22 protein-coding genes and 2 tRNA genes are annotated in these 24,725 nt (G+C 61.8%); 20 read left to right on the plus strand and 4 right to left on the minus strand.

Going from position 1 to position 24,725, the window contains the following annotated elements; translation table 11 throughout:
• Positions 1–14 precede the first annotated feature (14 nt).
• A complete protein-coding gene (locus HCR76_RS06900) occupies positions 15–272 on the minus strand; it encodes a DUF6458 family protein (RefSeq protein ID WP_166989456.1) in 258 nt (85 codons plus the stop codon).
• Positions 273–653: 381 nt separating this feature from the next.
• On the opposite strand from HCR76_RS06900, the gene HCR76_RS06905 reads away from it, so the two are divergent.
• The 13 genes from HCR76_RS06905 to HCR76_RS06965 all read left to right on the plus strand — a co-directional run bounded on the left by HCR76_RS06905 (position 654) and on the right by HCR76_RS06965 (position 13,869).
• Positions 654–1,757, plus strand: coding sequence for a branched-chain amino acid aminotransferase (locus tag HCR76_RS06905; RefSeq protein WP_434063582.1), 1,104 nt, complete (start codon positions 654–656; stop codon positions 1,755–1,757).
• 73 nt (positions 1,758–1,830) lie between these two features.
• Entirely contained in the window at positions 1,831–2,919 is a 1,089-nt protein-coding gene (locus HCR76_RS06910; RefSeq protein ID WP_166989460.1) for a 3-isopropylmalate dehydrogenase, read from the plus strand.
• A complete protein-coding gene (locus tag HCR76_RS06915) occupies positions 2,919–4,028 on the plus strand; it encodes a branched-chain amino acid aminotransferase (RefSeq protein WP_166989462.1) in 1,110 nt (369 codons plus the stop codon). The genes HCR76_RS06910 and HCR76_RS06915 overlap by 1 nt, the downstream gene beginning before the upstream one ends.
• A 19-nt stretch (positions 4,029–4,047) precedes the next feature.
• Positions 4,048–4,806 carry a fumarylacetoacetate hydrolase family protein gene (locus tag HCR76_RS06920; protein ID WP_166989464.1) on the plus strand — a complete coding sequence of 253 codons (759 nt, stop codon included), beginning with the start codon at positions 4,048–4,050 and terminating at the stop codon, positions 4,804–4,806.
• A 144-nt stretch (positions 4,807–4,950) separates the two neighbouring features.
• Positions 4,951–5,910: a mevalonate kinase gene (gene mvk, locus HCR76_RS06925; protein WP_166989466.1), complete on the plus strand. Its 960-nt coding sequence runs from the start codon at positions 4,951–4,953 to the stop codon at positions 5,908–5,910.
• Positions 5,907–6,884, plus strand: coding sequence for a diphosphomevalonate decarboxylase (gene mvaD, locus HCR76_RS06930; RefSeq protein ID WP_166989468.1), 978 nt, complete (start codon positions 5,907–5,909; stop codon positions 6,882–6,884). The genes mvk and mvaD overlap by 4 nt, the downstream gene beginning before the upstream one ends.
• The gene (locus HCR76_RS06935; protein WP_166989470.1) at positions 6,881–7,969 is read left to right on the plus strand and encodes a phosphomevalonate kinase; all 1,089 of its coding nucleotides are present in this window, start codon (positions 6,881–6,883) and stop codon (positions 7,967–7,969) included. The genes mvaD and HCR76_RS06935 overlap by 4 nt, the downstream gene beginning before the upstream one ends.
• On the plus strand, positions 7,959–9,044 hold the full coding sequence (gene fni / locus HCR76_RS06940; RefSeq protein ID WP_166989472.1) for a type 2 isopentenyl-diphosphate Delta-isomerase: 1,086 nt from the start codon (positions 7,959–7,961) through the stop codon (positions 9,042–9,044). The genes HCR76_RS06935 and fni overlap by 11 nt, the downstream gene beginning before the upstream one ends.
• A complete protein-coding gene (locus tag HCR76_RS06945) occupies positions 9,041–10,081 on the plus strand; it encodes a hydroxymethylglutaryl-CoA reductase (RefSeq protein WP_166989474.1) in 1,041 nt (346 codons plus the stop codon). The genes fni and HCR76_RS06945 overlap by 4 nt, the downstream gene beginning before the upstream one ends.
• Positions 10,078–11,232, plus strand: coding sequence for a hydroxymethylglutaryl-CoA synthase (locus HCR76_RS06950; protein ID WP_166989476.1), 1,155 nt, complete (start codon positions 10,078–10,080; stop codon positions 11,230–11,232). Before HCR76_RS06945 ends, HCR76_RS06950 begins: the two co-directional genes overlap by 4 nt.
• A gap of 42 nt (positions 11,233–11,274) precedes the next feature.
• Positions 11,275–12,789 (plus strand): glutamate--tRNA ligase, encoded by a 1,515-nt coding sequence (gene gltX, locus HCR76_RS06955; protein WP_166989478.1) that lies wholly within the window; start codon positions 11,275–11,277, stop codon positions 12,787–12,789.
• Positions 12,789–13,715, plus strand: coding sequence for an NAD(P)/FAD-dependent oxidoreductase (locus HCR76_RS06960; protein WP_166989480.1), 927 nt, complete (start codon positions 12,789–12,791; stop codon positions 13,713–13,715). Before gltX ends, HCR76_RS06960 begins: the two co-directional genes overlap by 1 nt.
• Before the next feature lie 82 nt (positions 13,716–13,797).
• Positions 13,798–13,869 (plus strand) — tRNA-Gln (locus HCR76_RS06965).
• 77 nt (positions 13,870–13,946) lie between these two features.
• On the opposite strand, the gene HCR76_RS06970 is transcribed toward HCR76_RS06965, so the two are convergent.
• Together HCR76_RS06970 and HCR76_RS06975 are read right to left on the minus strand one after the other, a co-directional pair.
• Positions 13,947–14,939 (minus strand): diacylglycerol/lipid kinase family protein, encoded by a 993-nt coding sequence (locus HCR76_RS06970; RefSeq protein WP_244971513.1) that lies wholly within the window; start codon positions 14,937–14,939, stop codon positions 13,947–13,949.
• Positions 14,940–15,109: 170 nt separating this feature from the next.
• Positions 15,110–16,405, minus strand: coding sequence for an MFS transporter (locus tag HCR76_RS06975; protein ID WP_166989482.1), 1,296 nt, complete (start codon positions 16,403–16,405; stop codon positions 15,110–15,112).
• A gap of 81 nt (positions 16,406–16,486) precedes the next feature.
• On the opposite strand from HCR76_RS06975, the gene HCR76_RS06980 reads away from it, so the two are divergent.
• Positions 16,487–17,128, plus strand: a complete 642-nt coding sequence (locus HCR76_RS06980) for an ArsR/SmtB family transcription factor (RefSeq protein ID WP_244971515.1) — start codon at positions 16,487–16,489, stop codon at positions 17,126–17,128.
• Between the two features lie 30 nt (positions 17,129–17,158).
• Here HCR76_RS06980 and HCR76_RS06985 read toward each other — a convergent pair whose 3' ends face one another.
• Positions 17,159–17,797, minus strand: a complete 639-nt coding sequence (locus HCR76_RS06985) for an MBL fold metallo-hydrolase (protein WP_166989484.1) — start codon at positions 17,795–17,797, stop codon at positions 17,159–17,161.
• Positions 17,798–17,856: 59 nt separating this feature from the next.
• Here HCR76_RS06985 and HCR76_RS06990 point away from each other — a divergent pair, with 59 nt between their 5' ends.
• The 6 genes from HCR76_RS06990 (at position 17,857) to HCR76_RS07015 (ending at position 24,662) form a co-directional block, all read left to right on the plus strand.
• Positions 17,857–18,762, plus strand: coding sequence for a diacylglycerol/lipid kinase family protein (locus tag HCR76_RS06990; RefSeq protein ID WP_166989486.1), 906 nt, complete (start codon positions 17,857–17,859; stop codon positions 18,760–18,762).
• A gap of 97 nt (positions 18,763–18,859) precedes the next feature.
• Positions 18,860–18,932, plus strand: a tRNA-Glu gene (locus HCR76_RS06995).
• A 194-nt stretch (positions 18,933–19,126) separates the two neighbouring features.
• Complete coding sequence (locus tag HCR76_RS07000; RefSeq protein ID WP_166989488.1) at positions 19,127–20,758, plus strand: ABC transporter substrate-binding protein; 1,632 nt, start codon at positions 19,127–19,129, stop codon at positions 20,756–20,758.
• A 118-nt stretch (positions 20,759–20,876) separates the two neighbouring features.
• Positions 20,877–21,935 (plus strand): ABC transporter permease, encoded by a 1,059-nt coding sequence (locus HCR76_RS07005; RefSeq protein ID WP_244971537.1) that lies wholly within the window; start codon positions 20,877–20,879, stop codon positions 21,933–21,935.
• Between the two features lies 1 nt (position 21,936).
• Positions 21,937–22,980, plus strand: coding sequence for an ABC transporter permease (locus HCR76_RS07010; protein WP_166989490.1), 1,044 nt, complete (start codon positions 21,937–21,939; stop codon positions 22,978–22,980).
• Entirely contained in the window at positions 22,977–24,662 is a 1,686-nt protein-coding gene (locus HCR76_RS07015) for a dipeptide ABC transporter ATP-binding protein (RefSeq protein ID WP_166989493.1), read from the plus strand. Before HCR76_RS07010 ends, HCR76_RS07015 begins: the two co-directional genes overlap by 4 nt.
• The last annotated feature ends 63 nt before the right edge of the window (positions 24,663–24,725 follow it).

A 24,725-nucleotide genomic window follows, 5' to 3' on the forward strand; every position in this document is an offset into this window, starting at 1 on the left:
CCTGTGTCGTGTCGCTACAGCGCGCTTCCGTTGTCGCCGTGCTCGGTGGTGTCGTAGCGCTGTCCGGTTCGCCTGTCGACGCCTTGTTGGCGGGTGACGACCGTGCGGCGCTTGCGGAAGGCAAGCACGATCCCGAGGACCACGACCAGCACTCCGGCAGCCATCAAGATGTACCCGATCATGTCGAGGTCGACGAATTGCACCTCGATATTCACCGCGAACGTGAGAATCGCGCCGATGGCGAGGAGAAAGATTCCTGCTCCGATGCTCATCGTGTCTTCCTTTCGGTAATGGTAGCCGTTGGCTTCACCATACAACCCAGTCGGCATTGGGCAACGGAACCTGGTAGATTCGACAATCGTCGCCACTGTCAACGCGTGTGGCGGCGCTGCGACCGAACGTGCGGGTGCGACAAGCACCGTAACCCGGCCTGGCAACGTCTGCCTTTCACGTCCACCCGGTGTGTCATTGAGCGATTGCGATCCTGCACCCAGCTCCGCATCCGGCGGCGTCGGCCTGTCTGTGGCACAATCACCGGCCACGACGATCTCACCGCGTGAGAAACAACGAGACACGGCTGACTTCCGCATCCATTCCGCACGCCAGAATCATCTATTTCTCCGTGGCACCGAACCGAGGACTCTCCGATGACGATCACCGCAGCTGCGGCCCCCATCGCTTTTCAACGTCGTCTCACAGAGACGCCAATTTCGGTGGAGACCCGCGAGCACATTCTGGCGGACCCTAGCTTTGGGCGCTATTTCACCGATCACATGATTGCGATCGATTGGACGGCGGATCGGGGCTGGCATGACGCCCGACTGCAACCGTATGGTCCACTCACCATGGACCCGGCATCGGCTGTGCTGCATTACGGGCAGGAGGTTTTCGAAGGCCTCAAGGCATTCCGGCACGCCGACGGATCGATCTGGACGTTTCGTCCGGAGCAGAACGCCGCGAGACTTCAGGGCTCTGCTCGTCGTCTCGCCCTTCCCGAATTGAGCACAACCGACTTTCTGGAGTCGCTTCGCGTGCTCGTCTCGGCCGATGCGGCGTGGGTTCCCAGCGGGGCAGAGCGCAGTCTTTACCTTCGCCCGTTCATCATTGCGAATGAGACGTTCATCGGCGTTCGTCCCGCGCGCGTCGCAGCGTACTACGCCATCGCGTCTCCCGCAGGGCCGTATTTCGAGGAGGGTGTGAAGCCGGTGTCGATCTGGGTATCGACAGAGTTCTCGCGCGCAGGGCGCGGCGGCACCGGAGCGGCCAAGAGTGGCGGCAACTATGCGTCGTCGCTGCTGCCTCAAAACGAAGCGCAGAGCAACGGCTGTGCGCAGGTGCTGTTCGCCGACGCCGAAACGGGAACGCGTATTGACGAGGTGGGCAGCATGAATATCTTCTTCCTCACGCGAGAGAACGTCCTCGTCACGCCCCCGGCTTCCGGAAGCATCCTCGAAGGAATCACTCGGGACAGCGTCATTCAGATTGCGCGCGACAGGGGGCTTCGAGTCGACGAGCGCGACGTGCTCATCGCGGAACTCTGCGACGGCATGACGTCCGGAGAGATTACCGAGGTCTTTGCCACGGGAACGGCGGGAGTGATCACGCCGATCGCGCAGTTGAAGAGTCGTGAGGGGGCCTGGGGGAGTGCGGATGCTGCCGTCGGAGACGTCACACGAGAACTGCGTGACGAACTCACGGGAATCCAGCGAGGCCACCGTGCCGATCGACACGGGTGGATGTGGCGTCTCGATGAATGATGTGCGCCACGAGCAGACCCCCGCGACGGCGGTAGGCTTGAGCGGTAACAACGACACATTTCCCAGGAGCCACATGTCACGCACGCTGTCACTTGCCGTTATTCCCGGAGATGGAATCGGCCCGGAGGTTATCGCCGAGGCAGAGAAGGTGCTCGATCGGGCGCTGTCGGGCAGCGACATCAGCGTGACGAAAGAGCGTTTCTCGCTGGGAGCCGCACGCTATCTCGAGACGGGAGACGTGCTCACCGATGATGACCTTGACGCGATTTCGTCGAAGGACGCGATCCTGCTCGGCGCGGTCGGAGGGAAACCAGGTGACCCTCGGCTGAAGGACGCGAACATCGAACGCGGACTTCTTCTGAAGCTTCGCTTCAGCCTTGACCACTACGTCAATCTGCGTCCGACCCGTGTGTATCCAGGCGTGCCAAGTCCGTTGAGCGATGCGGGAGACGTTGACTTCGTTGTTGTGCGCGAGGGCACCGAAGGGCCTTATGTCGGAAACGGCGGCAGCATCCGTGAGGGAACCGATCACGAGATCGCGAATGAGGTGTCAGTCAATACTGCCTATGGGGTTGACCGCGTCGTTCGCTTTGCTTTCGAGAAGGCGCAGTCACGCCGACGTCGACTGACGCTCGTGCACAAAACGAACGTGCTTGTCTTTTCTGGCTCACTGTGGAAACGCACAGTCGACGCCGTCGGCACCGAGTTTCCCGATGTCGAGGTCGACTATCTGCACGTCGACGCTGCCACAATTTTCATGGTCACCGATCCCGCTCGTTTCGACGTTATCGTCACGGACAACCTCTTCGGCGACATCCTCACTGACCTCGCGGGTGCAATCAGCGGTGGAATCGGCCTGGCCGCTTCGGGAAACCTCAACCCTGCGGGAACCTTCCCCAGCATGTTCGAGCCGGTGCACGGCTCTGCGCCCGACATTGCTGGCCAGCAGATAGCCGACCCCACGGCAGCGATTCTCTCCGTTGCCCTCATGCTTGACCATTTCTCCCTCACAACACAAGCGGCGGCCGTATCGAAAGCTGTCGAGGCAGATATCGCGGAGCGCACAGGAGCGCCCCGCACGACAACCGAGATCGGCGACGCCATCGTCGCCCGCCTCACTGGCGAGGCACTCGCATCCGAACCAAGACAAGAGGAAAACTGATGACAACGGTTTCTGACGCGCCAGCGCTGTCGTTCGCGCGAACACTCAACTCGTCGCCTGCCACAACCGAGGAGCGCGATGCAGTGCTCGCGAACCCCGGCTTTGGCATTTATTTTTCTGACCACATGGTGTCGATCGACTGGACTGTTGAGTCCGGCTGGCACGACGCACGCCTGCAGCCGTATGGACCGCTGCAGCTCGATCCAGGCTCGGCGGTTCTGCACTATGGCCAGGAAGTGTTCGAAGGGCTCAAGGCGTATCGTCACGACGACGGGTCCATCTGGACGTTTCGACCAGAGAAGAACGCTGAGAGGCTGCAACGTTCTGCACGGCGTCTCGCGCTTCCGGAGCTGCCCGTCGGGGACTTTCTCGCGTCGCTGAAGCAGGTGATTTCCGTCGATGCCGCGTGGGTTCCGCCGGGCGACGACGGAAGTCTTTATCTTCGCCCGTTCATGATCGCCAACGAGACGTTCCTCGGGGTTCGGGCCGCGCACACCGTTGCGTACTACGTCATCGCCTCGCCCGCCGGTCCGTATTTCACTGGCGGCGTCACCCCTGTCTCGATCTGGCTCTCGACCCAGTACTCGCGCGCCGGGCGCGGCGGAACCGGTGCCGCGAAGTGCGGCGGCAACTACGCAGCATCCCTGCTTCCCCAGGAGGAAGCAGCCCAGAACGGATGCTCACAGGTGTTGTTCCTCGATGCGGAGACCGGACAGCATGTTGACGAGCTCGGAGGCATGAACGTTTTCTTCGTGATGGGCGGAGACACGCTCGTTACCCCGGCGACCTCGGGCAGCATCCTCGAGGGAGTCACCCGGGACAGCGTTATTCAGCTCGCGAAGGATCGCGGCATGACGGTGGAAGAACGGGACATCAGCCTCGATGAATGGCGCGACGGCGTCGATTCGGGGCGTATCACTGAGATCTTCGCCTGTGGAACAGCTGCAGTGATCACGCCCATCGCACAGGTCAAGAGTGCTGACTTCACCATCGGCTCAGCTGACGCTCCCGCCGGGGACATCACCATGGCGCTTCGCAAGGAACTCACCGATATTCAGCACGGCCGCGCCGAGGATCGCCACGGCTGGCTCTACCGACTCGACGCCTGACACCAAAGGGGAACGACCCGTGAAGATTGCCCGATTCAGCCACGATGGCGCCATCAACTACGGAATCGTCGACGGCGATTCTCTCGTCGTTCTCGACGGCGACCCGATGTACACCGGATTCAACCCGACAGGCGAACGGGTGTCGCGTGACTCCGCGACTCTTCTCGCTCCGGTAATTCCGCGTTCGAAGGTCGTGGCGGTGGGAAAGAACTACCTCGATCACGCACAGGAAATGGGCGGGAATGCGCCAGAGGAACCACTGCTGTTTCTCAAGCCCAACACGTCGGTGATCGGTCCGGGCGATCGGATCATTCTTCCCGATCTTTCAGACCAGGTAGAGCACGAGGGCGAGCTTGCCGTGATCATCGGCGCGATTGCGCGCAATGTCGAGGCGGATGATGCCGCGTCGGTCATCTTCGGATATACCGCAGCCAATGACGTGACAGCGCGAGACCTCCAGCGCGCCGACGGACAATGGACGCGCGGAAAGGGTTTCGACACATTCTGCCCTCTTGGCCCCGTCGTCGAGACTGAGTTCACGCCGACGAGCGGAACCATCCAGACCCGAGTGAATGGCGAGGTGCGTCAGCAGGCGCCGCTGAGCAATATGATCCACTCGGTCGCGTCGATTATCGCCTACGCGTCAGCGGTCTTCACGCTTCTCCCCGGCGACGTCATCTTGACCGGAACGCCCGCAGGGGTGGGGCCGCTTCTCTCTGGCGACGTCGTCGACGTCGAGATCGACGGCATCGGAACTCTCAGCAACCCGGTAGTCTGAGCCGCCCGGCTTCGCCGCCGTGTGGAGATAAACTGTTCACCGAGCGTTTCCTCCACCCCGCGCGTTGCTGATCTGCCGCGCGAGATGTTGAGGTTCGTCCCGGTCGACGCCGACGGGCGAGAACTGATCAGGACGAGAGAGTACATGCACGAACCCGAGCGCAGGGCGGAAGGATCGGCCCATGCCAAGACGATCCTGCTGGGAGAGCACGCGGTCGTCTACGGCAGGCCAGCGATCGCCTTTCCCCTGGCATCGCTGACTATCACCGCTCTCGCTCGAACGACGACGCGTGGGCTCTCACTGGAGACGCCTTACCATCGGGGTTCGGTCGCCCGCGACGACGGAACGTCGCCGCGGGAGGTTCTTCTGGCCGAAGCGGCGCTTCGGCACACCTTAGATTTCCTGGGAAAGCCGCATCACGGCGTTGATGTCACCGTCACCGGATCGATTCCCGCAGCGCGCGGGCTCGGATCGAGCGCCGCTGTCGCTAGCGCAATCTCCGCTGCCGTCGCTGGCCTCGACGGCGTGCGTCTCTCGAATGCCGAGCGCTTCGAGCTCGTGCAGTTTGTCGAGCGTATTGCCCACGGAACGCCAAGCGGGCTTGATGCGCACGCGACAATGGCGTCCGGACCAATACTTTTCGAGCGTGGTGAGGCCCACCCCCTCGCAATGGCCACCCTCCCGCCGCTTGTCGTCGCAGATACCGGCATCCGCGGTCATACCGGCGCCGCCGTCGCGATGGTGCGTGCTCGTCGAGAACGTGACGCCCGGGGCGTCGATGCCTCACTCGACGACATCGCAGTGCTTGTTGCTGGCGCTCAGGCTGACCTCGCCTCCGGTGATCTCGCGGCACTCGGCGAACGCATGTACGTTTGCCACGGCATCCTCTCTGAGCTTGGTGTGAGCAGTCCCGAGCTCAACGCGCTCGTCTCGGCGGCTCGCCAGGCGGGTGCTCTGGGTGCCAAACTGACGGGAGGCGGCCAAGGCGGATGCGTTATCGCGCTCGCTCCGACCGCTGCGGCAGTTCCCCAACTCGCGGCTGCGCTCACCGCTGCAGGTGCACACGGTGTCTGGTCGGTGACGGGCAGTGAGGAGACCACGTGACGAGCACAGCTACAGCGCACCCGAACATCGCGCTGGCGAAGTACTGGGGTAAGCGCGATGACGCGCTGATCATTCCCGCAACGGGAAGCCTCTCTCTGACCCTTGACGTGTTTCCCACGACAACGTCCGTCACGGTCAGCGACGATGCTGCGGATGCAGTGGAACTTGACGGTGCTGCCCTCGCCGGCGAGGAGTCGAATCGCGTGCGCTCCGTGCTCGATCGCGTGCGAGAACTGAGCGGCCGCACGGAGAAAGCCCGAGTGGTCAGCGTCAACACCGTCCCGACTGCAGCGGGGTTGGCCTCGTCGGCTGCGGCATTCGCCGCACTGGCGACAGCGGCCGCGGACGCCTTTGGGCTCTCCGCCGATGACCGGATGCTCTCTCGAATCGCCCGTCGAGGTTCTGGTTCGGCCAGTCGTTCAATCTTTCGCGGTGTGGCCCGCTGGAACGCCGGCACCGACGACGAAAGCTCGTATGCGGAGCCGCTCGCGTGGCATGGGCCCGCTCTTGCGATGGTTGTCGCGATCGTGAGCTCGAAGCGCAAGGCCGTGTCGAGCCGAACAGCCATGCGGCGCACGGTCGAGACGTCACCATACTTTGCCGCCTGGGTGGCCTCGAGCGCCACACTGCTCGAGCAGATGTCCGACGCCGTCGCTGCGGGAGACCTCGAGACAGTGGGGGAGCTCACAGAGCAGAGCGCTCTGCGCATGCACGCCAGCATGTTCGGCGCGGTTCCACCGGTGCGCTACCTCAGCGCAGCGAGCCTCGCCCTCTTCGATACCGTGCTGAACCTCCGTTCTGACGGCATCGAGGCTTATGCCACAGCCGATGCGGGTCCGAACGTGAAAGTGCTGTGCCGGTCAGATCAGGCTGCAGAAGTCGTCGCGGGGTTGTCTGCCGTGATTCCCGATGCAGATTACGTCGTGGCGCACGCTGGACCGGGAGCACACATTGTCGATGGAGTCGGCGCATGATCACGGTCAGGGCTCCAGGAAAACTCTTCATCGCTGGGGAGTATGCCGTCGTCGAAGCGGGGAATCCGTCTGTGCTTGTCGCCGTCGACAGGTTCGTGCGCGTCGACCTCACGCCCAGCGTCGGCAAGGGCAGCATCCACTCTGAGCAGTACGGGCGTCAACCGCTTGTGTGGTATCGGGACGCGCGTGGCATCGTACTCGATCATGACATGCGACCCGTCGACTACATTCTCTCGTCGATCGAAGCCGTCGAGCAGTATGTCTCTGAGCAAGGCATCACTCCGCGATTTTATGACCTAGCGGTGTCGAGTGAGCTCGACGACGTGAGTGGACGCAAGTTCGGTCTCGGGTCAAGCGCCGCAGTCACCGTTGCCACGATTGGTGTGCTCAACACCTTCTACGAGCTGAAGCTGTCCCGGCGGGAGCGCTACAAGCTCGCGATGCTCGCGACCATAGCCGTCTCTCCGCACGCCTCGGGCGGTGACCTTGCCGCCAGCACGTTCGGGGGGTGGATCGCATACTCCGCTCCGGATCGCGAACACGCTCTGAGCCTCCGTGAGGCACACGGAGTATCGGGGGCGCTTCATCGGGACTGGGACGGCTTCAGCGTGCGACAGCTCACACCGCCGAGCGGACTTCAACTGATCGTTGGCTGGACGGGGGAGCCGGCATCCACATCGCGCCTCGTTGATGATTTGCGCGATCGACGGTGGCTCGAAGAGATTCGCTACTCGAACTTTTTGGCGCAGAGCCGCCACCATGTGGAAACGCTCATCGATGCGCTCGACGACGATAACTCCGCCGGGGTCAAGAATGCGATCAGGGGTGCCCGTCGCACGTTGTCGCAGCTGGACCTCGCGGCGAAGCTTGGCATCGAAACTCCGGCACTCGCGAGGCTGAGCGACACCGCAGAGTCGATTGGTGCCGCCGCGAAATCATCCGGAGCCGGTGGAGGAGACTGCGGTGTGGTCTTCGCCGAGATCGATGCCGACATCTCGGGTCTGCTGAGAGAATGGGAGCGGAGCGACATCCGCCATCTCGCGTTGGCGGTTCATCCGTCAGAAGGAGGCCTCGATGAGCGGTGATCGCAAAGACGACCACGTGCGTCTCGCGACAGAGCAGAATCGGGAACGAGGCCGCTTGAACGAATTCGACGACGTGCGCTTTGTGCACCACGCACTCGGTGCCGCAGACCTCGACGCCGTGTCACTTTCGACCCACGCCGGGCCACTCAGACTCCCCCTTCCTCTCTATATCAACGGAATGACGGGCGGCAGCGAATCGACGGCTCTCATCAATCGAGATCTCGGCATCGTCGCACGGGAGACGGGCGTGGCCATCGCCTCAGGATCGATGAGTCCCGTCTTTAAAGATCGCTCGACAATCGGCGGTTTTCAGACGATCAGAGACGCGAACCCGCACGGAACTGTCTTCGCGAACCTCAGCGCCAACGCGAGCGTCGAGAACGCACGTGCTGCCGTCGACATCATGAGCGCCGACGCCCTGCAGATTCACATCAACAGCGTTCAAGAGATCGTGATGCCCGAAGGCGACCGCGCGTTCTCGCACTGGCCCGAGAACATCGCCCGAATTGTCGAGGCCCTCGATGTTCCCGTCATCGTCAAAGAAGTCGGATTCGGCATGAGCGGCGACACCGTCGCACAGCTCTCCGAGCTCGGTGTCGGCATTGTCGATGTGAGCGGCCGTGGTGGCACCGACTTCGCCGCGATCGAGAATGCGCGTCGCACCGCGACGGACTTCAGCATCCTCTCGGGTTGGGGGCAGTCGGCAGTCGTCGGCCTGCTCGATGCTCGGGATGCCGCGGAACACGCGAACGTGTCGCTTCTTGCCTCGGGAGGCGTGCGTACCCCGCTTGACGCCGTTCGCGCGCTGGCGCTCGGCGCACAAGCGGTGGGCGTCGCCGGCAGCTTTCTGCGCCTGCTCAAAGACGAAGGCATCGATGCGCTCATCGAGGAGATCTCACGCTGGACTGACCAGATTCGCTCGCTCATCGCACTGCTCGGACAGGTATCGGTGGCAGGACTCGCTGAAACGGACATCGTCATCACGGGAGACGTTCGCGACTTTTGCATTGCCCGCGGCATCGACACCACGATGTATGCACGGCGAAGTGGGAACAAAGGAGAACACCGCTCATGACGGAAACCACGTTCGCTCCCGTGCCGATGCGGTGGCTCGGTCCCGTGAGAGTCAGCGGCAACGTGATGAATGGCGAGCAGGAGATTCCGCTGGCCACATACGAGACCACGCTGTGGCCATCTGTGCGGCGAGGCGCGCACGTGTCAACGATGGTCGATGGCGGCATTCAGACAACCCTGATCGACGAGCGAATGGCGCGTTCCGTGATTTTCGAAGCCGAGGACGCGGCGGCGGCGCTCGCGGCTGCCCGCCGCATCGAGGCCGATATTCCGGCACTGCAGGCCGCTGTCAGCGAGACGAGCCGCTTCGCCACGCTCATTGACGTTCACCATCAGATCGTGGGAAATCTGCTGTTTCTTCGCTTCGAGTTCACAACCGGCGATGCCGCAGGGCACAACATGGTCACGCTCGCGTCGGACAAACTCATGGCGCACATTCTGCAGTCGGAGAGCTCGCTGCGCTACAGCTCCATTTCGGGAAACTACTGCACAGACAAGAAGGCGTCTGCCGTGAACGGCATCCTGGGTCGAGGCAAGAATGTCGTGACCGAGATTGTCATTCCCGACGAAATCCTTCGCCGCCGTTTGCGCACGAGTGCCGAGAAGATGGCGCGGCTCAACGTTCGAAAGAACTTGATCGGCGGCGCGATCGCTGGCAGCCTGCGCTCCGCGAACGCGCACTATGCGAACATGCTGCTCGGCTTCTATCTCGCAACGGGCCAAGACGCCGCAAACATCGTCGAGGGATCACAGGGCTTCACGCATGCCGAGGCGCGTGGCGATGCCCTGTATTTTTCGTGCACGATTCCAAACCTCATCGTCGGTTCGGTCGGAAACGGCAAAGGACTCGACGTCGTCACCGAGAATCTCAGACGACTCGGATGCTCCGAACAGCGTGAGCCAGGTGAGAACGCTCGTCGGCTCGCCGCGCTGTGCGCAGCCACGGTGCTCTGCGGAGAGCTCTCGCTCATGGCCGCGCAGACAAACCCCGGCGAGCTCATGGCCGCCCATCTTCAGTTTGAAAGGACAGCCCGATGACCATCGGTATCCACGACATCTCGGCTGCAACGGGCAGCCTCGTCTTCGCGCTCGCCGACTTGGCAGAGCACGAAGGCATTGACGTGGGCAAATATCACCGCGGCATCGGTCAGACCGAGATGAGCCTGACGGCCGAAGACGAAGATATCGTGACGATGGCCGCCCGCGCCGCCGCGCCCATCATCGAGAGGCACGGCACCGAAGGGCTGCGCACCGTGATCTTCGCCACGGAATCGGGCATTGATCAGTCGAAGGCGGCATCCGTGTTCTTGCACCGTCTGCTCGGGTTGCCGCGTGCCGTTCGCGTCGTCGAGGTGAAGGAAGCCTGCTACTCGGCGACAGCGGCAATTCAATTCGCTCTCGGAATCGTCGCACGGCGCGCAGACGAACGTGTTCTCGTGATCGCGAGTGATGTTGCGCGGTACGAGCTCAACTCGAGCGGCGAGGCCACTCAAGGCGCTGGCGCTGTGGCCATGCTGATCTCTGAGAATCCGGCGGTGCTCGAGATTGAGCCCGTTTCAGGAGTGTGGACCGACGACGTCTGGGACTTCTGGCGCCCAAACGATCGAAGCACGGCACTCGTCGACGGGCGGTACTCGGTGCAGGTGTACCTCGAATCCCTCGAAGGTGCATGGAACGACTACCGGGCGCACGGCGGGGCGGACTTCTCGAGCTTTGCCCGCGTCTGCTACCACCAGCCTTTCACCCGCATGGCGGTGAAGGGCCAGCAGCGTCTGGCCCGCATCGCCGATCCCGACGGCGAAAGCACCGATATCGACCGTCTTGCCGACACTGTCGAGTACAACTCCCGCATCGGCAACAGCTACACAGCATCCATCTACCTCGCCTTTCTGTCCCTTCTCGACAACGGACCAGATCTGTCAGCAGAGCGCATCGGGTTCTTCAGCTACGGCTCGGGCGCGGTCGGCGAGTTCTTCGGCGGCGTGCTGGTGCCCGGGTACAAGAGTCAGCTCCGCACGGAAGAGCTGCAGAACATGCTCGCAGCTCGGCGTCCCATCGGCTACGACGAATACCGCCACCGTCACATCGCCTACGATCGTGTCGGCGACTTCGAGACCGCAGACGAAACACACGGTGATGTGCGCTTTGCCGGTGTCGAGCAGCACAAGCGCTTGTACGAGGCCCGCTGACGTTCGCATCTGAATCGAACCGACTCGACTAAGATCGACGTGATGTCACTCGCAGCCTCATACCCATTTTCCCCGGCCACCGGCACCGATGTACGTGTGCGTTTCTGCCCGTCGCCCACCGGAACGCCTCACGTCGGCCTGATTCGCACGGCGCTCTTCAACTGGGCGTATGCGCGCCACACGGGCGGAAAGCTCGTCTTCAGAATCGAAGATACGGATGCTGCCAGAGACAGCGAAGAAAGCTATGCGCAGATTCTCGAGGGGCTGCGTTGGCTGAACATCGATTGGGACGAAGGGATTGACGTTGGCGGCCCCAACGGACCGTACCGTCAGTCGCAGCGTTCCGAGATTTATGCCGACGTGATCGAGAAGCTCACGGAGTCGGGGCATCTCTACGAGAGCTTTTCGACGGCGGACGAGATCACGGCGCGCAATGTCGCTGCCGGTCGGCCGGCCGAGCACGGTTACGACAATTTTGATCGCGACCTTACCGACGAGCAGAAGGCGGCGTTTCGCGCTGAGGGGCGCCAGCCGGCGCTGCGCCTGCGCGTGCCAGACGAAGATCTCTCGTTCACAGATCTCGTGCGCGGTGACATCACATTCCCGGCCGGATCGTTCATCGACTTCGTTGTCGTGCGCCCCAACGGCAAGCCTCTCTACACATTCGTGAACCCGGTTGATGACGCACTCATGGGCGTGACTCACGTGCTGCGAGGCGAAGATCTTCTTCCCTCGACCCCACGCCAGATCGCGCTGTACCGCGCGCTGATCGATGCTGGCCTCGCCACGTTCGTTCCCAACTTCGGTCACCTCCCCACCGTGCTGGGCGATGGCAACAAGAAACTCTCTAAGCGCAATCCCGAGTCGAACCTGTTCCACCATCGCGATCGTGGCTTCGTTCCTGAGGGGCTCGACAACTACCTGGCGCTGCTTGGCTGGGGATACTCTGCCGATCGCGATGTGTTCACGCTCGACGAGATGGTGGAGCGATTCGACATCGCCGATGTGAATCCCAACCCCGCGCGCTTCGATCTCAAGAAGGCAGAATCGATCAACGGCGACCACATTCGGATGCTGGAGGTCGATGACTTCGCATCACGCTGTGTTCCCTACCTTGTCGAGGCGGGCGTCTTCACGGAACCGCTCAGCGACGACCAGCGCGAGATTCTGGCGAAGGCCGCACCGCTTGTGCAGACGCGCATGAGCCTGCTCGGGGACGCCCCGGGCATGCTCGGTTTTCTCTTCACTGACGCTGCCTCGATCGAATTTCAGGCAGACGCTCTGAAATCGCTGCCGAAGAACTCTGTCGAGGTGCTCGACGCGGCGCTCACCGTTCTGCGCGCGAGCGACGAGTGGACGGCAGGCGCGCTGCAGCAGGTGCTTGCCGAGGCCCTTGTCGAAAGGCTTGAGCTGAAGCCGCGCATCGCGTATGGTCCGCTGCGCGTTGCGGTATCGGGCCGACGTGTCTCGCCTCCCTTGTTCGAATCCATGGAGATCCTGGGAAAGACCGATTCAATTGCTCGCATTGAGCGACTGGTGGCGCACCTGGGAGAGTGATGACTCAGCACTACGATGTTGTCATTGTCGGAGGAGGACCCGGGGGTCTCTCCGCCGCTCTTAACCTTGTGCGTGCGCGAATGCGTGTGCTCGTGCTCGATGCGAATCGCCCGCGCCACTCGGCAACGTTGTTTGCTCACGGTTTCCTGACGCGCGACAACATATCGCCTCTTGAATTGCGCCGACTCGGGCGAGAAGACGTGTCGGCATATGAGAACGGCGAGGTGCAATTCGCCACGGTCGACGCCGTGACCTCTCTTCCTGACGGCTTTCGGGTGATCGCCAGCGGTGTCAAGGGCGATCCTGATCGCGATGTGCACACGAAGCGCATCGTCGTTGCAACGGGACTCGCTGAGATTCTGCCCGACATCGGCAATGCGCGCGCCTTCTACGGAACGTGTCTGCACAGCTGTCTCGAGTGCGATGGATGGGAGAAACAGGATGCTCCGCTCGTGCTCATCGGCGAAAGCGATGACCTTGCCGAGCAGGCCTTCCGAGCCCTGCAATGGACGAATGATCTTCTCGTGCTCACCAACGGCAGTAGTGTCGTCGGCACCGACGAGGAACGCGAACTCGCGCAAGCGGGCATCGACGTTGAACGTTCACCGATCGCCGAGATTCAGGGAGCGCGCGGGGTGATGACCGGCATCGAACTCGCCGATGGCCGAGTGCTTGACTACCGCGGGGGGTTCATTCGGCCGCGCTGGCATGCGCGGCTGGGCTTTCTCGATGGGCTCGGTATTGATATCGATGCTGATGGGCTGCTTGTCGTCGACGATCGCGGACGCGGGTCGCGTGACGGCGTTTATGCCGCCGGCGACATCACTCCTCCGGGGCCGCAGCAGATTGCTGTTGCCGCGGGGCAGGGAGCCATGGTGTCTGCGACGATCGTCTCTGACGACGCGCGAGTACGGCGTGAATCCTAGACACGCCCGACTGATCCCGTTTTGGCGCTTGCCCCTTCGTCGGCTAAAGTTATCTCTTGGTTCGGCTACGCTGAACAGCCCTTGGGGTATGGTGTAATTGGCAACACAGCGGTTTCTGGTACCGCCATTCTTGGTTCGAGTCCAGGTACCCCAGCAATCACATCCTCGCGCAGTCGCGTGAGGATTTTTTGTTTCCGGACAAAATCGACCGCGTCGACGCAGCGCGCGTGCCTAGCTGGTTGACGGTGACCGGAAAGTCAGAGCTGATGGGTGAACCGTTACCGTCACGCCCGTGACAAACCCATGGTCGTCACCATCGAGTTCTATGCGCTGTGGCTCGTCGAAACGGGCTTCCAACGTGCGTGCCTGCCGGTATTGGAGTGCCCGAAAATGCGGTGTCACGCGCAGCACTAACGTTCCGAACCTCGTACGGTGCAGCAGACGTGCCACGGCAAGACGCGACCCGATGCGCGCCCATTGCCAGAAGCCCTTCGGTCGAAAGACGACGACATCGAGGCGGCCGTCGTCGGGCCTGGCATCGGGCAGCAGCAGGATACCGGCCGTCAACGTGCCGCAGTTTCCGACGATCACGGTGTGGGCATGAACGTTTTCTTCGGGGGAGCCGTCCAGGCGATAACGCAGAAGAAACTGCTTGTTGCGTATAACCGATCTGCTGATCGAGTCGGTATAGGCGAGCCAACCGATCCTCTTCTTCAAGGCGTTCGTCGAATCGGCCGCCATGCTTGCGTCGAGGCCTATTCCGGTCATGACGAGAAACATATGCCGGGTGACGCGAGAATCCTCGTGCCGCATGTTGACGAAGCCCGCATCAATGAGTCGATCTGATCCGGTGAATGCGGTGCGCACGGCAGATTCGATGTCACTTTTCAGACCGAGGTTTCGTGCCAGCAAGTTGCCCGTCCCTGTCGGCACAATGGCGATTGGGATCGATGAGTCAGGTACCTGCTCGGAGACGGCTCGGATCGTGCCGTCTCCTCCCGCCACGATGATGAGATCAGGATGCTGCAGGAGAGCTGCCGTCGCCACTGATTGGCCCGGGTCGTCGATCGTGGTCTCTAACCAGGCTGAGGGTAGCCACCCTTGCCGTTCTTCCTCGGCCGCAACGGCAGCACGAAGGCGACGACCATCCAATCTCGTCGGGTTGACAATGACCGTTGCGAAACGCGATTCCGACGATTTTCGATCTGTCGTCGTGTGGGTCATGGAGCACTTCTTCGAGGTGTAATGAGCGGTCAAGAAATCACGAATCGGCGACGGTTCTGGGCGCCTCACACGATGAGCGGGCCAGTCATGCGCGGTGTGCTCTCAACCATACGCGTGACCATCTGCCCGCTCCTTGGTGAACCTGTGGATCTCACAAGCGTTGCTCACGGCTACTGGGCAGTGGGCGACGAGAATTTTTCGGCATGTGTGGACCACTGCCTCTCAACGGGCAGGGCCCGCAGCCCGCGGTTGGTCACCGCGAGAATCACCGCGAGCGCGGTAAGCGCAGCGCAAACGACGAGCGTTCCCGTGCGGCCGACCAACGTGAGCCCGAAACCGGCGATCAGAGGGGCGAGCGGCATCGCTCCCATGGACATCAAACGTGAGGCGCTATTGGCGCGCCCCAACAACTCGGTGGGAACAGCAACCATGAAGTACCCCATGAGTGCTGAATTGAGCGCTGGTACCAGGAACACAGCGAACCCGATCACGATCATGATGGAGAGTACGGAATGTGCTAGCGGCAGCGCGACGGTGCCGAGAGTGCACAGCACGAGACTCGCGATGACGATCGCCCCGCCTCTAAAGCGCGGAACGAGCAGGGGCGCCACCAAGGCGCCAACGAGCATGACGGCGCCTAACACGGCCGAGATCGTGCCGATGACGACGGGGGAGTGGCCCGTCTGCTGCAGCGAGTACATGATCGTTGTCATTGCCGAGTTGAATCCCAGGTTAGCTAGCATTGCCACCCAGAGCGCTCCGCGCAGGTCGACGCGGGAGAACAGCCACGCGAATCCCTCTCGAGCCTCGACGAGGGCGCTCTGGCGGAGGACTACAGTCGGGGTGGTCGAGGGTTGCGGTTCGGTCATCTTCGGGGCTTCGTCCCGACCCAGCATCCATGCGCCCACTGCTGAGATACCGTAGGAGGCCGCTGCAACCAGGGCGACCAACCAGCCACCGACGGCAAGAAGTGCACCACCGAGTGGTCCACCTGCCAGCTGGATTGCTGCACCGCGGCCTTGGTTGGCAGCTTGCGCCCGCCCCATGGCATCGTCGGGCACAACCTGTTTGAGAGCGGCTTCCCCGGCGACGTCAAACAGCCCGTCACGAGCGTTGATGAACACGTTCAGCACGAGCAAGACGCTGAAGCTGAGCGCGGACATGCCGTCGAGAATGGCGAAGCATCCCGCAATCGCGACACCAATGCTGGCTCCGAGCAACATGAGCGCGGGCCGACGATGCCGGTCAGCAAGGACGCCTCCACCGAGCGTGAACAGAAGCGCTGTCACGACGCCGACAGCCCCGATGGTTCCGGCTTGAGCAGGGCTGTCAGTGACCATGAGGGCAATGAGTGGGACGGCGAAATTCAACAGTGATGCCGCGAGCTCTTTCGTGGCATCGCTTGCGAACCAGGTCGGATATCGCTTGACGCGCCACAGACGGGTCGTGACTTCTGAAGTGGACATACACCCGACATTAGACGCGCAATCAATATTGCGCAATATAGATTGCGCAATATTGTCTGCGTAAGCGCCTAATCTAGAACTATGGCACACGAGCGCGAGCGCACGGATAGACCCGGAGCAGATCCAGAAAACTCGGACGAGCGTGACAATCACACGTGGTTCGACGAATCAAGCGTGATGACCGACGCCATGCTCAAGGCGTTGACCCATCCGCTGCGCCGCCGCATTATGCGCCTTCTGGCCCAGCGCATGCACGCGCGAGCCGCCGACCTCGCGGGCGAGCTCGACGTCGCCCCGAATTCGGTGAGTTTTCACCTGCGCAGCCTGGCTGACGCCGGTTTGATCGAGGAAGCACCCGAGCGAGCACGAGACCGTCGAGACCGCGTTTGGACTCCCGTGAAAGGAAGCTTGAACGTCGGCACCCCCGAGCACCCGGTCGCCGATGAGATACTTGGGGATGCGTTGATGAGGGCAATGGTCGAGGACCACTACGAGCTCGTGCGTCGCGCGAGCTCGACATGGATGGATTTCATCTCCGGACGGGACGACAGCCTGACGTCAAACTTCATGCACATGAACGTGCCCATGGATCACGAGACAGCCCGTGTGTTCTTTCGCACGATCAGCCAGATGGCAGCGGATGCTGCGGACCGATTTCACCCGGACGATCCTGGCGTGCATGTCTGGGAAATCGACGTGATCGCGGCAGACGACACGGTGTGAATGATCGGGAGAGCCCTCCCTCAGGAGAAGTCAGACCTCGATCGACTCGCCCGGCTCAAGGGGGAAGTGTTCGCCTCCGGCGGCTTCAACGACGCTGGCGATGCGCTGATTCGACATATTCTTGCCAATGCGCGAGAGCACCATCTCATGGGTGGGAAAGCTGCGCTTCGGCGCAACAGCGCTCGCGAAGTCCATGACCTCGCTGATCTTCAGCCACGGGGCCCCCGCGGGCACGGCCATCACGTCGACATCGACGCCCTCAGGGACGGTGAACGAGTCACCTCCGTAGTACACGGAGCCGTTGATCAGAACTCCGACGTTGTCGACGACGGGAATCGACGGGTGAATCACAGCGTGCCTGCCTCCGTAGAAACGCAACGTGAACGGCGCTACCTCGACCTCGTCGCCTGCCGCTACAACCTCAACGGCAAAGCCCTCGGCGGCAGCCGCAACGCCGGCGGGGCCGAAGATGCGCACGTTGGGGTTGATCGATTGAATGCGCTGGAGCTGCTCGGGCGTCCAATGGTCGGGGTGCTCGTGTGTGATCACGACGGCGACAGTTCCGCCAGCATCCGTGATGGGTGTCGTGAAGGAACCGGGATCGACGATCAGTCGTGCCCCGGCATCATCAACGACGAACGCCGCGTGTTCGAGCTTTGTCAGGTTCATATCGCCAGTCTCTCCCTGCCTCGCGACACCCGCAAGTTCGGTACTGCCATAATCCAAGAGTGACTCGTGAACACCCTCGCATCGCCGTCGCGATCAATCCCACGTCAAGCTTTGGCGCCCACTCAGCACAGGGAATGCGCGTTGTCGAGGCACTTGCGCAGCACGGTGTCGAAGTGACCACCCTCATTGAGGCAAGTGCTGACAAGTTGTTCAACGCAACCGTCAGGGCAGTGACCGATGCCCCCGATGCACTCGTCGCGGTCGGAGGTGACGGGCTGGTGAACCTGACCATTAATGCGCTCGCCGAGACTGACGTTCCGCTGGCAATCGTGCCGACGGGGACGGGAAACGATCTCGCCAGGGGGTTGGGAATCAGGAGGCAGAAATCGGATGCCGCAGCGCTGCGCATCGTGAGCGCGCTGCGTGCGGGCAGCATCCGGGCCGTCGACGTGGGCGTCGTGACGACATCTCTCGGGGAGCGACGATTCGGAGGCGTCGTTTCCGTGGGATTCGATGCCCGTGTGAATGCTCGTGCAAACGCGATGCGGTGGCCGCGCGGAGGAGCACGCTATGTTCTGGCGACGCTGCGTGAAGTCGTCTCGCTGCGAGATGAGAAGCTGACGATGACCGATGGCCTAGAGACTCTGCAGTTCGATGGGACGTTCGTGTCGATTGCCAACAATCGGTTTATCGGCGGCGGCATGGCGATCGCACCGGAGGCAGAGCTTGACGACGGACTCTTTGACGTCGTTCGTGTTGACCCGGTCTCTCGGCTAGAGCTTCTGATGTTCTTTCCTCGGGTGTTCGCGGGAACGCATACGAAGCTCAATGTCGTGCACGTGCGTCGTCAGAGAGAGATCTCTCTGACTGGAGCTGGGATTGACCTGTACGCTGACGGTGAAAAGCTGGGAACGCTTCCCGCGAGCATCCGGATGCTTCCCGGAGAGCTGCGTGTGCTCGCATAAGCGCGGCAACGCGGCCGACACGCCCGGAATTGTGCCTGGCGCGCCGGTGATTTGTTGCGCGGGGTCGTTTCGTGGCATACTCATGGAGTTGTTTTCCGGCCCCATCGTCTAGCGGCCTAGGACGTCGCCCTCTCACGGCGGTAACGCGGGTTCAAATCCCGCTGGGGTCACAACGAGGAAAAGCCTTTCAAAGGAACACTTTTGAAAGGCTTTTTTGCTGTCGTCTCGCCTTGGCAACGTTTTCAGCAATTCTGCCCGAATTGCCCTCCGACACGATTATGCTGATTTCACGTAGTACAGCAACGTTGCTGCGCACACGTGTGCCAGCGGCGTAACTCCCAACCAAGAAAGGGATGTACCGACAATGGCATCCGGAAAGTCCACAACCCGGCGCGTTGTGACGACGACTGCAGGTCTCGCAGTTGCCGCTCTCGCCCTCGCCGGCTGTTCAGGCAGTTCAGGCGACTCCGGCGGATCGGGAGGTGATGGCGGCGCGATCGTGATCGGTACGACCGACAAGATCACCACCATCGACCCGGCCGGTTCGTATGACAATGGTTCGTTCGCCGTGATGAACCAGATCTATCCGTTCCTCATGAACACTCCGTACGGCAGCCCCGACGTCGAACCAGATATCGCGGAGTCGGCGGAGTTCACGTCGCCGAAGGAATACACCGTCACGCTCAAGGACGGCCTCACCTTCGCGAACGGAAACGAACTCACGTCGTCTGACGTGAAATTCAGCTTCGATCGCACACTGAAGATCGCCGACCCGAACGGTCCGGCATCGCTTCTCAACAACCTCGAGAGCGTCGAGGCACCCGATGACACCACCGTCGTGTTCACCCTGAAGAGCGCGAACGACCAGACGTTCCCGCAGGTGCTCTCGAGCCCAGCAGGGCCGATCGTTGACGAAGATGTGTTCTCCGCTGACGAGCTGACGCCCGACAAGGAGATCGTCGACGGCAAGGCATTCGCCGGGCAGTACTCGATTGACAGCTACGACTTCAACAACCTGATTCAGTACAAGGCAAACCCCGACTACCAGGGTGTGCTTGGTGCCGCCGAGAATGAGGTAGTCAACGTCAAGTACTACTCGGAGTCGTCAAACCTCAAGCTCGCGGTTCAGGAGGGTGACATCGATGTTGCTTACCGTAGCCTTTCCGCGACCGACGTCGAGGACCTCAAGGGCAACGACAAGGTCAAGGTGACAAGCGGTCCCGGCGGTGAGATCCGCTACATCGTGTTCAACTTCGACACGATGCCGTTCGGCGCCAAGGCCGACGGAGCAGACGAGACAAAGTCTCTCGCTGTGCGGCAGGCCATGGCCGATCTCATCGACCGTGAGCAGATCGCCGAGCAGGTGTACAAGGGCACGTATACGCCGCTGTACTCCTACATTCCTGAGGGCCTGACGGGTGCGAACGAGTCGCTCAAGGGTCTGTACGGCGACGGCGACGGCGGTCCGGATGCTGACAAGGCGAAGCAGCGCCTCGAAGACGCCGGCATCGAGACGCCCGTGAAGCTCAGCATCCAGTACTCGAATGACCACTACGGTCCCTCGTCGGCCGATGAGTACGCGCTCATCAAGTCGCAGCTTGAGGCCGACGGCCTCTTCAGCGTCGACCTCCAGACGACGGAGTGGGTGCAGTACTCGAAGGACCGCACCGCAGATGTTTACCCGATGTACCAGCTGGGTTGGTTCCCCGACTACTCAGACGCGGCAAACTACCTGCAGCCGTTCTTCAGCAAGGACAACTTCCTTGTGAACCATTACGACAATGCTGAGGTTCAGGATCTCATCAACCAGCAGCTGGTTGAGAGCGACCCTGATGCACGCGCCAAGCTCATTGAGCAGATTCAGGACGTCGCAGCGCAGACCCTGCCCACCCTGCCGTACCTGCAGGGGGCGCAGATCGCGGTGTCGGGCGCGGACGTTGAGGGCATCACTCTCGACGCGTCGTTCAAGTTCCGATACGCACCCATTCACAAATAGTCCACATCGAGGGGCGGATGCTGACCCAGCATCCGCCCCTCTTCGGGTAACACGCCCGTTCGTCCCCAGTTAGGCAGGTGGCACGCTGACTTCCCCCAGCGCACAACCCGGCGGCACAATTGCGCAGGCCGCGCCCTCCACGAAATCGAGCGGGGGAGGAAGCCTACTTCGATACGTCGTTGTGCGGTTTCTTCTGATCATCCCGACGATTTTCATTCTCGTCACTCTCGTGTTCTTCCTGATGCGCACGACAGGCGACCCCATCACCGCGGCCCTCGGCGGACGGCTCACACCCGACCAGCTTGCCGAGCGTGTTCACGAGGCAGGATACGATCGCCCCGTTTTCGTGCAGTACATCGAATATCTTGGCGGACTCTTCCGCGGTGACTTCGGCACGACGATCAGCGATCACCGCCCCGTCACGGAGATTCTTCTGACGTATGGCTCCGCCACTCTCGAGCTTGCTCTCTACGGTCTGATCGTGGCATTCATCGTCGGCATTCCGCTCGGCATGTGGGCGGCATATCGCCGCGACAAGGCATCTGACGCTGTGCTCCGAGTTCTGGCGATCCTGTTCTATGCGACGCCCGTGTTCTTCGCCGGAATGCTGCTTAAACTCGTCTTCTCCGTGGGGTTGGGGCTCCTTCCGGTCTCCGGTCGAGCGAGTACGAGAACCGAACTCAGCATTCAACTGCTCGACGATCCCACCGGCATCCATCTGATCGACTCATTCAGGCTCGGCAACCCCGATGCGATCGGAGATGTGCTCAGTCATGCGGCCTTGCCCGCCATCGCTCTCGGCCTTCTGACGGCCGGAGTGTTCCTTCGCCTCGTACGCACCAACATGATCGGAACACTGACGAAGGATTATGTGGATGCTGCTCGTTCCCGTGGCGTCAGCGAATTTCGGCTTGTGCGTAAGCACGCATACCGACCAGCGCTCATTCCCATCATCACGGTGATGGGAATGCAAATCGCTCTGATGCTCGCCGGCGCCGTGCTGACTGAGACCACATTCGAATGGAAGGGGCTCGGGTTCATGCTCGTGCAGTACCTCCAGTCGCGTGACTTCGTCGCGGTGCAGGGCATTGTCGTGCTGCTCGCCATCATTGTCGCCATCACCAACTTCATCGTCGATATCATTGCGGCGCTCATCGACCCGAGAGTGAGGTACTGACATGACCGCACAAACGGGAACCCCACGGCGTTCGATCCTTGATCGGCTGCCCATTCTTCGCCAACTGAGGCAGAGCTACGGAATTCAACGCGGCATGCTTGTCGCAGGACTGATTCTCACTGGTGTCTTTCTGCTCGTGGCCGTTCTGGCTCCCTGGATTGCACCGTATGGATACGCGCAGCTCAGCGATGACAATGGCGGATTCGGCGCCCAGCAGCCGCCGAGCGCTGAACATCTCTTCGGCACGACAGTCGGCGGGTTCGATGTTCTGTCTCGCGTGATCTGGGGCGCCCAGACAGCGGCTCTCGTCGTGATCGTCGCGGTGATCCTGTCGATATTCATCGGTGTGATTCTCGGCCTGCTGTCTGGCTACTTCGGCGGCTGGATTGATCGCGTCCTTGTCGTGATCTGCGACGCCATCTACGCGTTCCCTTCCCTTCTGCTCGCGATCGTGATCTCGATTGCGATCTCGGGAGGGCGGTCGAACCTCATCGGCGGAATTCTCACAGCGGCGATGTCAATCACTGTTGTGTTCATTCCGCAGTATTTCCGCGTGATCCGTGCCGAGACCGTTCGCATCAAAGCCGAAGCATTCGTGGAATCGGCAAAGGTGCTGGGTGCGAGCAACGTGCGCATCATGAGCAGGCACGTCTTCCGCAACGCGACGCGCACACTGCCGCTGATCTTTACCCTCAATGCGTCCGAGGCGATCCTCACCCTCGCAGGGCTGGGCTTTCTCGGGTTCGGCATTGAGCCGACGGCGGCATCGGAATGGGGGTACGACCTCAATAAGGCACTTTCTGACGTCTCGAGCGGTATTTGGTGGACGTCGATCGGGCCGGGCCTCGGGATCGTGCTTGCCGTGCTCGGCATGACTCTCGTGGGAGAAAGCCTCAATGACCTCAACGATCCTCGACTGCGCGGGCGACGCGGTGTTGCCGCTGACTCGGGCGAAATGGTCGAGACCAGTGTGGTTCCCGTCGTCGGAGTGCAAGAAACGGCCGCCATCGACGGCGAAGACACAGGCGAAGGAGACCGGACATGAGCGATGATATTCTGCAGATCACAGACCTGAACGTCGCATTCTCATCGGATGCTGGGGCGGTTCGCGCTGTCGATGGTGTCTCGCTCACCGTCGGCCCGCGTGAAGTTGTGGCGATCGTCGGCGAGTCCGGCAGCGGCAAGACGGTCACAGCGAAGACGATTCTTGGTCTGCTTCCCGAGACCGCAACCAGCTCTGGTGCCGTTGTGGTTCGCAGCCGGGATGGCCAGCGCACGGGCGATGTCATCTCGGTCTCCAAGCATCGCCTGCGCGAGATGCGCGGTGACGACGTGTCAATGGTGTTCCAGGAGCCCTCGACAGCTCTGAACCCCGTCTATACGGTCGGGTGGCAGATTGCGGAGGGGCTGAGGGCGCACAACTCCAAGCTCAGCCGCAAGGCGGCCAGAGAACTGTCGATCGACATTCTGAAACGCGTGGGAATCCCCGATCCCCAGACCCGTGTCGACTACTATCCTCACCAGTTCTCGGGCGGTCAGAAGCAGCGCGTCGTCATCGCGATGGCCCTGGTGCTCGACCCGGGATTGATCGTCGCCGATGAGCCGACGACGGCACTCGATGTCACCGTTCAAGCTGAGATTCTCGACCTGCTCCGGCGGTGTCGAGATGAGTTCGACACGTCAATCGTCCTGATCACCCACAACATGGGCGTGGTTGCCGATCTCGCGGATCGTGTCGTTGTGATGTACCAGGGACAGATCGTCGAGGAGAACGACGCCCGCACGCTCTTCGCGTCGCCCAAACACGATTACACGAAGAAGCTTCTTGGCGCGGTTCCGCGAATCGGGCAGAGAATCGCCGCAGACGATCGCACGGAACCGGGTCGTAGCGCGTCGCCGATTGTCGAGGCGAAAGATCTTCGCGTTCAATACCCAGGACGTCTCGGCAAACCGGGATTCATGGCAGTTGACGGCGTCTCCTTCCAGATCGCCCCGGGTGAAGTCGTGGGGCTGGTCGGGGAATCGGGCTCGGGGAAGACGACAATCGGGCGGGCGATCGCTGGACTCAATCGAGTCACGGGCGGATCGCTGCATGTGCTGGATGCCGAGATGAACGGCGTCAAGGAGCGCAACTTCAAGAAGCTGCGTTCCCGCATCGGCTTCGTCTTTCAAGATCCGGCATCGAGCTTCAACCCTTTGCTGTCCATTGAAGAGTGCGTCGCCGAGCCATTCCGAGTTCACAGACCCGACATGTCCGACGCGCAGATCGAAACCAAGGTGGCTGAGCTTCTCGAAGCCGTGCAGCTTCCGCGTGCCTATGCCAAGAGGTTTCCCCACGAGCTGTCTGGCGGGCAACGACAGCGAGCGAGTCTCGCTCGAGGACTGGCGCTTGACCCAGAGCTCCTCATCGCAGACGAACCGACGAGCGCTCTCGACGTGTCGGTGCAGGAGCGCGTTCTTGAGCTGTTTGCCGAGTTGCAGGCCGAGCTGGGCTTCGCTGCGCTGTTCATCAGCCATGACCTGGCTGTCGTCGATATTCTGTCGGACCGAATCGCCGTGATGTACCACGGTCGGCTTGTCGAAGAGGGAACAGGGGCAGAGGTGCTGGGAAACCCGAAGGATCCGTACACGCAGCGTCTGCTGGCATCCCTGCCGGTGCCCGATCCCGTTGAGCAGGAGGAGCGCAGAAACGCTCTTGCCGCGATCATTGCGGCCGAGCGCGCCTGACGATAGACGCGCGGCGCCCGGTTCCCAGCAGTCGTCGGAACCGGGCGCCGTTGTCGCGCCGTG

It is taken from the genome of Paramicrobacterium chengjingii (assembly GCF_011751765.2).
GTDB lineage: Bacteria > Actinomycetota > Actinomycetes > Actinomycetales > Microbacteriaceae > Paramicrobacterium > Paramicrobacterium chengjingii.

Coding starts and splice junctions, on each gene's coding strand:
- HCR76_RS06900 (WP_166989456.1), bottom strand. CDS start 272: ATGAGCATCGGAGCAGGAATCTTTCTCCTCGCCATCGGCGCGATTCTC.
- HCR76_RS06910 (WP_166989460.1), top strand. CDS start 1,831: ATGTCACGCACGCTGTCACTTGCCGTTATTCCCGGAGATGGAATCGGC.
- HCR76_RS06915 (WP_166989462.1), top strand. CDS start 2,919: ATGACAACGGTTTCTGACGCGCCAGCGCTGTCGTTCGCGCGAACACTC.
- mvk (WP_166989466.1), top strand. CDS start 4,951: ATGCACGAACCCGAGCGCAGGGCGGAAGGATCGGCCCATGCCAAGACG.
- HCR76_RS06935 (WP_166989470.1), top strand. CDS start 6,881: ATGATCACGGTCAGGGCTCCAGGAAAACTCTTCATCGCTGGGGAGTAT.
- fni (WP_166989472.1), top strand. CDS start 7,959: ATGAGCGGTGATCGCAAAGACGACCACGTGCGTCTCGCGACAGAGCAG.
- HCR76_RS06945 (WP_166989474.1), top strand. CDS start 9,041: ATGACGGAAACCACGTTCGCTCCCGTGCCGATGCGGTGGCTCGGTCCC.
- HCR76_RS06950 (WP_166989476.1), top strand. CDS start 10,078: ATGACCATCGGTATCCACGACATCTCGGCTGCAACGGGCAGCCTCGTC.
- gltX (WP_166989478.1), top strand. CDS start 11,275: ATGTCACTCGCAGCCTCATACCCATTTTCCCCGGCCACCGGCACCGAT.
- HCR76_RS06960 (WP_166989480.1), top strand. CDS start 12,789: ATGACTCAGCACTACGATGTTGTCATTGTCGGAGGAGGACCCGGGGGT.
- HCR76_RS06970 (WP_244971513.1), bottom strand. CDS start 14,939: ATGACCCACACGACGACAGATCGAAAATCGTCGGAATCGCGTTTCGCA.
- HCR76_RS06975 (WP_166989482.1), bottom strand. CDS start 16,405: ATGTCCACTTCAGAAGTCACGACCCGTCTGTGGCGCGTCAAGCGATAT.
- HCR76_RS06980 (WP_244971515.1), top strand. CDS start 16,487: ATGGCACACGAGCGCGAGCGCACGGATAGACCCGGAGCAGATCCAGAA.
- HCR76_RS06985 (WP_166989484.1), bottom strand. CDS start 17,797: ATGAACCTGACAAAGCTCGAACACGCGGCGTTCGTCGTTGATGATGCC.
- HCR76_RS07000 (WP_166989488.1), top strand. CDS start 19,127: ATGGCATCCGGAAAGTCCACAACCCGGCGCGTTGTGACGACGACTGCA.
- HCR76_RS07010 (WP_166989490.1), top strand. CDS start 21,937: ATGACCGCACAAACGGGAACCCCACGGCGTTCGATCCTTGATCGGCTG.
- HCR76_RS07015 (WP_166989493.1), top strand. CDS start 22,977: ATGAGCGATGATATTCTGCAGATCACAGACCTGAACGTCGCATTCTCA.